The 10,938-nt window shown below is 64.9% G+C and carries 9 protein-coding genes and 1 pseudogene; 7 read left to right on the forward strand and 3 right to left on the reverse strand.

Annotated elements, in window-relative coordinates:
• Positions 1–12 precede the first annotated feature (12 nt).
• From AC630_RS30195 to AC630_RS30215, 5 genes and pseudogenes are all read left to right on the forward strand, one after another.
• Positions 13–997: pseudogene (locus tag AC630_RS30195) on the forward strand (DMT family transporter).
• 144 nt (positions 998–1,141) lie between these two features.
• Positions 1,142–2,425, forward strand: a complete 1,284-nt coding sequence (ispG, locus tag AC630_RS30200; RefSeq protein WP_074122124.1) for a flavodoxin-dependent (E)-4-hydroxy-3-methylbut-2-enyl-diphosphate synthase — start codon at positions 1,142–1,144, stop codon at positions 2,423–2,425.
• 190 nt (positions 2,426–2,615) lie between these two features.
• Positions 2,616–3,512, forward strand: a complete 897-nt coding sequence (locus tag AC630_RS30205; RefSeq protein ID WP_074122133.1) for a TauD/TfdA dioxygenase family protein — start codon at positions 2,616–2,618, stop codon at positions 3,510–3,512.
• A gap of 185 nt (positions 3,513–3,697) precedes the next feature.
• Positions 3,698–5,035, forward strand: a complete 1,338-nt coding sequence (locus AC630_RS30210; protein WP_074122125.1) for a Rieske 2Fe-2S domain-containing protein — start codon at positions 3,698–3,700, stop codon at positions 5,033–5,035.
• A 3-nt stretch (positions 5,036–5,038) separates the two neighbouring features.
• Positions 5,039–5,854, forward strand: a complete 816-nt coding sequence (locus AC630_RS30215; RefSeq protein WP_245330564.1) for an N-acetylmuramoyl-L-alanine amidase — start codon at positions 5,039–5,041, stop codon at positions 5,852–5,854.
• Positions 5,855–5,938: 84 nt separating this feature from the next.
• Here AC630_RS30215 and AC630_RS30220 read toward each other — a convergent pair whose 3' ends face one another.
• The 3 genes from AC630_RS30220 to AC630_RS30230 all read right to left on the reverse strand — a co-directional run bounded on the left by AC630_RS30220 (position 5,939) and on the right by AC630_RS30230 (position 9,043).
• Positions 5,939–7,549, reverse strand: coding sequence for a Na+/H+ antiporter (locus tag AC630_RS30220; protein ID WP_143198435.1), 1,611 nt, complete (start codon positions 7,547–7,549; stop codon positions 5,939–5,941).
• Positions 7,550–7,595: 46 nt separating this feature from the next.
• Positions 7,596–8,453 carry a class A beta-lactamase gene (gene bla / locus AC630_RS30225; protein WP_074122127.1) on the reverse strand — a complete coding sequence of 286 codons (858 nt, stop codon included), beginning with the start codon at positions 8,451–8,453 and terminating at the stop codon, positions 7,596–7,598.
• A gap of 215 nt (positions 8,454–8,668) precedes the next feature.
• Positions 8,669–9,043, reverse strand: a complete 375-nt coding sequence (locus tag AC630_RS30230; protein ID WP_074122128.1) for a nuclear transport factor 2 family protein — start codon at positions 9,041–9,043, stop codon at positions 8,669–8,671.
• Between the two features lie 94 nt (positions 9,044–9,137).
• Here AC630_RS30230 and AC630_RS30235 point away from each other — a divergent pair, with 94 nt between their 5' ends.
• Positions 9,138–9,566, forward strand: a complete 429-nt coding sequence (locus tag AC630_RS30235) for a GFA family protein (RefSeq protein WP_074122135.1) — start codon at positions 9,138–9,140, stop codon at positions 9,564–9,566.
• 186 nt (positions 9,567–9,752) lie between these two features.
• Positions 9,753–10,938: caspase family protein (locus tag AC630_RS30240; RefSeq protein WP_143198437.1), on the forward strand; the 1,186-nt coding region annotated here is incomplete at its 3' end.

A 10,938-nucleotide genomic window follows, 5' to 3' on the forward strand; every position in this document is an offset into this window, starting at 1 on the left:
TTTCAGGAAGAAATGTCCTCACCTCAAGCCATACCGTCCGCCGGTCGCCCCCTCAGTGCCGGCGCCATCGCCCTGATGCTCATGCTGTGCCTGACCTGGGGTTTCAACCAGATCGCGGTGAAGCTGGTGATGCAGGATGTGCCGCCGATGCTCCAGGCGATGATTCGCTCGATGGGCGCGCTGCCGGTGCTGTTCATCGTCGGCACGCTTCGCGGCGTGAAATTCTTCGAGCGTGATGGCACGTGGAAGCCCGGCCTGATCGCCGGTCTGATGTTCGGCATCGAATTCGTGTTGATCTTCGAGGGCCTGCGCCTGACTTCGGCCTCGCGCGCGGTCGTATTCCTCTACACGGCGCCGTTCTTCGTCGCGCTCGGCTCCTATCAGATGCTCGGCGAGCGGCTTGGTGCCACGCAATGGCTGGGGCTGGGCGTGAGCTTTGCCGGCGTGGCGCTCGCGATCGGCGTGCCGCAGCCCGATGTCGATTCGCACGTCCTGCTCGGCGATCTCCTGATCGTCGCCGGCGCATCGCTGTGGGCGGCAACCACGCTGATCGCCAAGGGCACGCGGCTGCGCTTCGCCGCACCGGAGAAGGCGCTCAGCTACCAGGTCGCGACCTCGATCCCGATCCTGGGCGTGGCGGCCTGGCTGTTCGGCGAATCCATTACCCACACCCCGACCCCCCTTGTCTCTGGTCCTGCTGGCGTTCCAGGCGGTCTGGGTGGTCGGAACCACGTTCACGCTTTGGTTCGCGCTGGTGAAGGCCTATTCGGCCAGCAAATTGTCGGCATTTACCTTCATCACCCCTTTGTTTGGCGTGGTGGGTAGCTATTTCATCATGCACGATAGCCTGAGCCTGGCTTTCGGGGCGGCCGCGGTCCTTGTAATTGCTGGGCTTTTTCTGGTTAACCGTCCGAGTGCGGCGGTTCAGGAGCTCCCTCTCCCGATGCCGCACCCTCGTAAGGGAGCTCCTGAACCGGAAGCCGCACTCGATTCATAAGTCCTTGGTATCCCTTTGAATTCGAAGTTCGCGCGGAGGGCGCCGCAAGGGAGGCGAACTTCGAATTCAAAGGGATATCGCCGAGAGGCTGCAGCGCCGCGCGATGCATTGCTGAACGTCACCAAAACCTGATATTTGGACCCCATGAACAAGCTCGAAAACCCCATCGATTCCGACATCGCGGGCCCCGCGCCCCGGCATCAGACCACCCAGGTCAAGGTCGGCGACGTCGCCGTCGGCGGCGGTGCGCCGATCGTCGTGCAGTCGATGACCAACACCGACACCGCCGATATCGACGGCACCATCGCCCAGGTCGCAGCGCTCGCGCGCGCCGGCTCCGAAATGGTCCGCATCACCGTGGACCGCGAGGAGGCCGCTGCCGCCGTTCCGCACATCCGCGATGGCCTGCTCAAGCGCGGCATCACCACGCCGCTGATCGGTGACTTCCACTATATCGGCCACAAGCTGCTCGCGGCCTATCCTGCCTGCGCCGAAGCGCTCGCCAAGTATCGCATCAATCCCGGCAATGTCGGTTTCAAGGACAAGCGCGACACCCAGTTCGCCGACATCATCGAGATCGCGAACAAGAACAACAAGCCGGTCCGCATCGGCGCCAATTGGGGCTCGCTCGACCAGGAGCTGCTGACCAAGCTGATGGACGAGAACGCCGCGTCCGCCAATCCGCGCGACGTGCGCGCGGTCACGCGCGAGGCCATGGTGCAGTCTGCGCTGCTCTCGGCCGCGCGCGCCGAAGAGCTCGGCATGCCCAAGGACCGCATCATCCTTTCCGCCAAAGTCTCGGCGGTGCAGGATCTCATCGCGGTCTATCAGGATCTCGCCAGCCGTTCCGACTACGCGATTCATCTCGGCCTGACCGAAGCCGGCATGGGCTCGAAGGGCATCGTTGCCTCCTCGGCCGCGCTCGGCATCCTCTTGCAGCAGGGTATCGGCGACACCATCCGCATCTCGCTGACGCCGGAGCCCGGCGGCGACCGCACCCGCGAGGTGCAGGTCGGCCAGGAGCTCTTGCAGACGATGGGCTTCCGCACCTTCGTGCCGCTGGTTGCGGCCTGCCCGGGCTGCGGCCGCACCACCTCGACCACGTTTCAGGAGCTGGCGCGCTCGATCCAGGACTTCATCCGCGACGAGATGCCGACCTGGAAGTCGAAGTATCCCGGCGTTGAAGAGCTCAACGTTGCGGTGATGGGCTGCATCGTCAACGGCCCCGGCGAATCCAAGCACGCCAATATCGGCATCTCGCTCCCCGGCACCGGCGAAGCGCCGGCCGCGCCGGTGTTCGTCGACGGCAAGAAGTTCCGCACGCTGCGCGGCCCGACGATCTCCGCCGACTTCAAGGCGCTCGTGATCGACTACATCGACCAGCGCTACGGCCAGGGCGCCAAGGTGCCGGTGACCGCGGCGGAGTAAGGTCGTTCAGACATTGAGATCATAAGGCGGGTTCGCGAGGCGTAACCCGCCTTATTTTTTGTGCGTGTAGCCCGGATGGAGCGCAGCGAAATCCGGGGCCTGTCGCAGGCTGACAAACCGTTCCCGGATTGCGCTTCGCTCCATCCGGGCTACGATGCTCCCAATCAAGAATGATCGGGAGACGACACCCATGAGCTCACTATCCGGCAAGCAGGGTCCGCGCTATCGCCACATGGCGGAAGACGGCGCGCCCTATGAGACCATCGCGGTCGAAAAGCTCACACCCATCATCGGCGCGGAAATAACCGGCGTCGACATCGGCAAGCTCGTCTCTGGCGATGCCCCCTCCAATCAACAGATGGACGAGATCCACCGCGCGCTTGCCGAAAACCTCGTCATCTTCTTCCGCGACCAGAGCATCACGCCGAAGCAGCATCTCGCCTTCGGCCGCAAGTTCGGCGAGCTGCATTTTCATCCCGCGGCCCCGCACGAGGATGAAGACCCGGCGCTGATGAAGATCTACGCCGACAAGAACTCGCCGCGGGCGAACGGCGAGGGCTGGCATTCCGACGTGTCCTGCGATCTCGAACCGCCGATGGGCTCGATCCTTTACATCAAGCAATGCCCGCCGCGCGGCGGCGACACGCTGTTCGCCAACATGTACGCGGCTTATGAGGCGCTGTCGGACCGCATGAAGGCCTATCTCGACGGGCTGACCGCGCTGCATGACGGCGAGCCGATCTATCGCGGCCTCTACGCCAATTACGGCGTCGCCGATCGTCCCTCCTATCCGCACGCCGAGCACCCCGTGCTGCGTACGCACCCGGTCACAGGCAAGAAGGCGCTCTACGTCAACCGCGGCTTCACCCGCCACATCAACGGCATCCCGCGCGACGAGAGCGACGCGATGCTCGCCTATCTCTACCAGCACGCCGAGAACCCGCTGTTCCAGTGCCGCTTCCGCTGGACCGAGAACGCCATTGCCTTCTGGGACAACCGCTGCACGCAGCACCGCGCGATGTGGGATTACTGGCCGCACACGCGCTCGGGCACGCGCGTGACGGTGAAGGGGGAGCGGCCGGTCTAATTGATCCTGCCGTAGGGTGGGCAAAGGCGCGTCAGCGCCGTGCCCACCACCCTCGTTGTATATGCGAACAGACGGTGGGCACGGCGCAAGAGCGCCTTTGCCCACCCTACAATTTCGGCGCGTCCGCGTTGACGTCCTCCCACTCTCGCGCCAATCTTCCCAAAAACAAGTCGGGAGGATCAGCCATGCTCCGCGCCGAGGACAACAAGTTCCTGACCGAGTCCGGCCCCGGAACGGGAATGGGCGAACTGCTGCGCCGCTTCTGGATTCCTGTGCTTCTGTCCGAAGAACTTCCCGAACCCGACGGCGAGCCGAAGAAGATCGTCGTGCTCGGTGAGGAGCTGCTCGCTTTCCGTGACACGCGCGGCGTCGTCGGCGTTATCGACCAGCACTGCCCGCATCGCGGCGCCAATCTCTGGCTCGGGCGCAACGAGGAATGCGGCATCCGCTGCGTCTATCACGGCTGGAAGTTCGACACGGACGGCGCGTGCGTCGACATGCCGACCTCCTATCCCGATCTCAACGCCAAGGACCTCATCCGCATCAAGTCCTATCCGGTGCGCGAATGGGGCGAGATGATCTGGGCCTATATGGGGCCGGCCGATGTCATGCCCGAACTGCCCGATCTCGAAATGGCGCTGCTGCCGGCTTCGCACCGCTACGTCAGCAAGAAATGGCAGGACTGCAACTGGGTGCAGGCGCTGGAAGGCTCGATCGATACCGCGCATTTCACCTTTGCGCATCTCTCTTTCGACAAGGAGGAGAACGAGATCCTGGATATCAAGAAGCACTTCATGAATCCGCTGGTACGGGTGAGCACGGATCACATGCGCTGGATCGCGGAGGATCCGCGCCCGATCATCAAGGTCACCCCGCATGAAGCAGGTTTGACCATCGCCGGCGGCCGGCTCACCGGCAGCGACAACATCTACTGGCGCATCGCGCAGTTCCTGATGCCGTTCCACGCCTATGCGCCGAGCGCGATGCCGGGCGAGAACATCTTTGGCCAGACCTTCGTCCCTGTCACCGACACCAATTGCTGGATCTACACCTATGCCTGGAATCCGGAGCGGCCGCTGACGCAGGCCGAGCGCGACGCCTTTGACCGCGGCAATGGCGTGATCGCGGAGGTCGATGCCAATTACGTGCCGCTGCGCCACAAGGGCAACGACTACCTGATCGACCGCAAGCTCCAGAAGACCAGGAGCTACACCGGCATCAAGGGTGTCTCCGAGCAGGACGCCGCCGTGCAGGACAGCCAGGGCCCGATCGCGGATCGCACCCGCGAGCATCTCGGCCCGACCGATCTCGGCATCATGCATTTCCGGAAGGTTGTGATGGATCTGGCGCGCGCGCTGCAGCAGGGCGAGCCGCCGCCGCAGGCTGCGCATCAGGACCGCTACGCGGTTCGCTCGGGCGCCTGTGTCACCAGCAAGGCCAAGGACCTGCCTGCGGTGATGCTGGAACGTTTTGGCGATGTCGCCGGCTTCGTCGGCCGGCCGCGGATCGCGGCAGCGGAGTAGGACTTGTCGCTGGCGCGGAGCATGGTCGCAATGCTCGCGGTGTCGCTTGCTGCGCTACTGCTCCCGTCGATCGATCCGGGTCGTGCCGCACCGGTGCGGAAAGCCGCGAAGGCGAGGTCCAGGCCCGCGCCTGCGCCGGAGAAATGCGAGCCGCGAAAATTCCGGATCATCCTGGATGCCGGGCACACCGCGGAATCGTATGGCGCGACGAGCGCGCGCAACGATACGGAGTTCGGCTTCAATCTGCGGTTGGCGAAGCTCGTCGGCGAGAAACTGAAGTCGGCGGGCTTTGCCGCGACCCGGGTGCTCGTCACGGACGGCAAGGCAAGACCGAGCCTGCTCAAGCGCGTCGCTGCGGCTAATGCCGCGCACGCCGATTTTGTCCTGTCGATCCATCACGATTCGGTGCCGGACAAGCTGCTCGAGGAATGGGAGTTCGAGGGCGCGAAGAGCTACTTCAGCGACCGATTTGGCGGTCATTCGCTGTTCGTGTCCGAGCATAACCCGCACTTCCGCGCCAGCCTCGCCTTCGCCCGGCTGCTGGGCAAGGAATTGAAGCAGCGCGGCCTGCAATATGCCAGCCAATACACCCTGCCGCTGATGGGGCGCTACCGGCGCCAGCTGCTCGACAAGGACGTCGGCGTCTACCGCTTTGACGAGCTCATCGTGCTGTCGCGAACGAACAGCGCCGCGGTTCTGCTCGAAGCCGGCTCCATCATCAACCGCGACGAAGAGATGGCGATGAATTCGCCGGAACGGCAGGAACTGATTGCGTCGGCAGTGACCGCGGCGATGGGCGAGTTCTGCGAGAAGCGGTAGTTTGCTCCGCCGTTTCAACGATCGTCATTGTAAGCCAACGGGTCCGCGCTATGCGCGGACCCGTTGGCTCGCAATGACGAGAAGCTACAGCGGCGTCTCCCGATACTCCCGGTTGGCCAGGCTCGCCTCCTCCAGATCGAGATCCCGCTCGATCCGTCGCCGCGTCTCGTCGGTGATCTGGCCGTCGCGCAGGAGGTCGTGGATGAACTTGCGCTCGGCTACGATCAGGTCGCGGGTCAGCGCGGTGCCGGCCGCGGAGACGTCATGGTGGGCGGGGTCGAGCGAATCAGGAAGCTGATTGACACGGATCTCGTGGCGCGCGCGCAGGAGCCGCATCACCTCTTCGGATACTTCCTTCTCCTCGGTCAGCGCGTCGAGCGACTTCAGCGCGGCGTCGAGGGCCTGGCGGCGCGCGACGATCTCGGCCTCGTGCTCGGCGACATGCTCGGTGCGGCCGGCCTCCGCGATGCCGAGCCATCGCACCACCGGCGGCAACGTCAGGCCGACGCCGATCAGCGTGATGAAGATGACGCCGAAGGCGACGAACAGGATAAGGTCGCGATATGGAAAGGCCTCGCCGCCCGGCAGCGTGAACGGCAGCGCGAGCGCTGCCGCCAGCGACACGGCGCCGCGCACGCCGGTGAACGCGAGCACGAACGGCCATTGCCATGGCGGCGACGGATCACGTTCGCGTAGCGACTCGCTGAGTATCCGCGGCAGATAGGTCGCGGGATAGAGCCAGACGAAACGCGCGAGAACGATGATGATCATGACCACAGCGGTCGCGATCATGATATCGTCGAGCGGGAACGCCTTCGACTTCTCGTAGAGCGCGCGCATCTGGAAGCCGGTGAGCAGGAACAGCAGGCCCTCGATCAGATAGATCACGAGGTCCCAGAAGAAGATGCCTTGCAGGCGCGTCGACGCCGAAATCAGGAGCGGTCCGTTCCAGCTCACATAGAGGCCGCAGGCGACGGTCGCGATCACGCCGGAGCCGCCGACATGCTCGGGCAGCCAGTAGGAGACATAGGGCGTGATCAGCGACAGGGTCAGCTCGACCTGCGGATCCCTGGACCATTTGCGGAAGCGGAGGGAGAGCCAGCCGACGCCGATGCCGAAAGCGATCTCGCCGGCAACGATCAGAAAGAACTCGCCGGCGGCCAGCGGCAGCGAGAAATGCCCGACGATGATTGCGGCGAGCGCGAAGCGGTAAAGGATCAGCGCGGTGGCGTCGTTGGCGAGCCCTTCGCCTTCGAGGATGACCAGGAGCCGGCGCGGCATGTTGAGCCGGCGTGCGATCGCGAGCGGCGCCACCACGTCGGGCGGCGCGACGATGGCGCCGAGCAGGAAGCCGATGGTCCAGGGCAGGCCGATCAGATAGTGCGTTGCGGCCGCCACCATCGCCGCGGTGAAGATCACCGCGCCGACCGCAAGCAGCACGATCGGCCGCAAATTGTTCCTGAACTCGCGCCAGCTCATCGCGACGCTCGCCGAGTAGATCAGCGGCGGCAGCACCATCAGCAGCACGAGTTCCGGCGGCAGCTCGACCGGCGGCATGCCCGGCACGAAGGCGAGGCCGACGCCGGACAGCATCAGGAGAATGGCGGGCGCGATGTTGAAGCGACGGGCAACGAGCGCGGTGCCCGCCAGCACGGCGAGCAGGATCAGAAAGGTCTGAAATTTCGCTGCGATCATGGCCTGTCTTCACCCGGAAGCGGCCGCAAGGTCAATGCGGGGTCGCTTACGCCAACCGTTCGGCCACCATGCGCCCGATGCGCGCGAACACCGCCTCGATCTGCGCCGCACTTGGGGTGCCGCCCTGGGTATAGGCCGCAATCAGGATCGGCGTATCGGCCTTGGGCCAGGCGACCGCGATATCGCCCGCCGCGTCCTTGCCGTTGTTGCCGGTCTTGTCGCCGATCTTCCAGCTTGCCGGCAGTCCGCCGCGCAGCCGGTTCGCGCCGGTCTTGCAATTCACCATCCAGTCGGTGAGCTGCGCGCGCGATGCCGGCGACAGGCCTTCGCCGAGCACCAGCCGGCGCAGGTTCCCTGCCATCGCCGCCGGCGTCGTGGTGTCATGGGGATCGCCAGGCCGTGAACGGTTGAGCTCGGGCTCGTTGTGGTCGAGCCGCGAGGTGGTGTCGCCCAGCGACCGCCAGAACGCCGTGAGCGCGGCGGGGCCGCCGATCCGCGCCAGCAGCAGGTTGGCGCAGGTGTTGTCGCTGAGCTCGACGATCGCCTTGCACATTTCGGCGACCGACATCTTGCCGGTTGCGAGATTTTGCTTGGCAGCCGGCGCATGGCTGAGCAGGTCAGCCTGGCCATAAGGGATCATGCTTGCAAGCTGCTCGTCGCCGCGATCGACCCGCGCCAGCACGCAGGCCGCGAGTGAGGCCTTGAATGTCGAGCACATGACGAACCGCTCGTCGGCCCGCCAGGCAAGCTTCGCGCCGGTCGCAAGGTTCTCCGCGTAGACCCCGATGCGTCCGCCGCTCTCGCGCTCATAGCTGGCGATCTCGGGCGGCGCCTCAGCGGCAAGTGCGGGAGAAGCGGCCATCCAGCACAGGGAGGCGAGCAGGGAACGGCGGTCGAGCAGCATGGAGGAACCTTGACTGGTGGGACGACGGGGAAGCAGGCTTGCGCCTCACTCGCATCGTCATTGCGAGGAGCTCGTGACAAAATTGCGAAGCAATTTTGCACTGAAGCGACGAAGCAATCCAGATTGTCCCGCAGAGAGACTCTGGATTGCTTCGATTCGCTCGCAATGACGGCGAATGGGAGGCGGGCGCGCCCGATTTCGGGCGGCGATCCGCCTCACTCCCTCAGGTCATACCGGTACGACTTCGACACGATCTGCCAGCCGTCCGCGAGCTTCATCGCCACCAGATAGTCGGTGAAAAAGCGCGGCGGCAGCTGGCACCTGACCTTGATGAAGGCGGTCTTGTCATCCGATCGGTCGATGGTGACGATGAAATCCTCGCGCGGCTTGCCTTCGGCCTTGGCGGAGGCGCGCTTGCGCACGCGGTCGAGCCAGTCGGGCACGGTCAGAACCTGAAGCTCGCCCTTCTCGACCCAGCGCAGATCGGCCGAGGGGTGGAAGATGGCGCCGAGCTTTTCGGCATCGCCCTCGTAAAGTCCGTCGAAATAGGATTGCACGACGGCTTCGACGCTCGCACGATTCTGGCTCATGGGTCATCCCTTTGCATGATGGCTTGGGCGAAACTTAGTCGTAGACATCAAATTGCGCTATGGGTGTCCGTACCATTTGCGCGAGGACATCGTGATGCCCGGATCAGAGAATTCGAACGCTCGCATCCTGACCGGCGAATGCTACTGCCGCACGGTGCGCTACGAGGTGGCGGACGCGTTCTCCTATGCCATGAACTGCCACTGCTCGAACTGCCGCCGCACCACCGGCTCCGCCTTCAAGCCGTTCGCCGGCATCGAGCAGGAAAAGCTTCGAGTCGTTAGGGGTGAGGACCAGCGCATCATCTTCGGCGACGACACCACCCACGACGCTCACTGCGCCCGCTGCGGCTCGCTGCTTTATTCCCGGGTACGCGAGGGAAAATGGGTCCATGTCGCCATGGGGACCCTGGCCGATGCCCCCTCGATCCGGCCGACCGCCCACATTTTCGTGGGTTCGAAGGCGCCCTGGCATGAGATTACGGACAACCTGCCGCAGTATCGGGGGCACATCGGTGACGGCTAGGGGAACCCGGTCCGGGACACGCATTTGCCGGCGAACCGCGACCGGACTGGCGCGACAAACCAAAGGGGCTTTCGGCTCGTCGTCGGCGTCCCCCTTGGTGACCTCCATCACAAGCGCCGGCGGTTGGTTCTGCTAAAGCGGTCCCAAAGGGGGCCGAACGGCCCTGAAAATTTCGGAAGTCGTGCCATGCGCAATTTGTTGAGACTTTGCCCGCTTCTGCTCGCTCTCCCGCTGCTGTTCGGCGCCGAACCCGCGTTTGCCGGCAAGCGCGTGGCGCTGGTGATCGCCAACTCGGCCTATCAGCACGCGCCGTCGCTCGCCAATCCCGTCAACGACGGCACGGTGATGGCCATGACGCTGAAGGGGGCCGGCTTCGACATCGTCGAGTCCCGGCACGATCTGTCGGCGCTAGACACGCGGCGTGTGCTGCGCGAATTCGCCGATGCTACCCGCGATGCCGACATCGCCGTGGTCTACTATGCCGGCCATGGCATCGAGGTCGAAGGCTCGAACTATCTGATCCCGATCGATGCCAAGCTCGAGCGCGACACCGATGTCTACGACGAGGCGCTCTCGCTCGACCGCGTCCTGGTCGCCGTCGAACCCGCAAAGCAGCTTCGTCTGGTGATCCTCGACGCCTGCCGTGACAACCCGTTCGGCAAGACCATGAAGCGCACGGTCGCCTCGCGCGGCATCGGCCGCGGCCTGGCCCAGGTCGAACCGACCAGCCCCAACACGCTGATCGCCTACTCGGCGAAGGCCGGCTTCACGGCACAGGACGGTGACGGTGCCAACAGCCCCTTTACGCTTGCGCTGTCGAAGCATCTGACGACGCCGGGCCTCGACGTCCGCCGCGCCTTCGGCTTCGTGCGTGACGACGTGCTCAAGTCCACGGGCAACAAGCAGGAGCCGTTCGTGTACGGCTCGCTCGGCGGCGAGGACGTGCCGCTGGTGCCGGTCAAGGTGACCGCGACGGCCGCAGCCGCGCCTGTAGCGAACCCGCAGGCCGACATGCGCCGCGATTACGAGCTCGCGCTTCAGGTCGGCAACAGGCCGGCGTGGGAAGCGTTCCTCGCCCAGCATCCCGACGGCTTCTATTCCAGCCTCGCCAAGCTCCAGCTCGAAAAAATTGGAGCCGAGCAGGCCCATGCGGCGGCAACCGAGAAGGTGAAGCAGGCCGAGGCCGAACGCGATCGTCTCGCCGCCCTCGGTGCGCAGAAGGATGCGCAAGCGAAGGCTGCAGCCGATGCAAAGGCTGCCGAGCAGGCGCAGCTTGCTGCGCAGAAGGCGAAAGAGCAGGCGCAGCAGCAGGCCGCGGCTGCCGAGCAGCAGCGCGTCAACCTCGCCGCCGCGGCGCCGGGCGCTGCGCCGG

The sequence above is a fragment of the Bradyrhizobium sp. AS23.2 genome (assembly GCF_001908185.1).
In the GTDB taxonomy this organism is placed as follows: Bacteria; Pseudomonadota; Alphaproteobacteria; order Rhizobiales; family Xanthobacteraceae; genus Bradyrhizobium.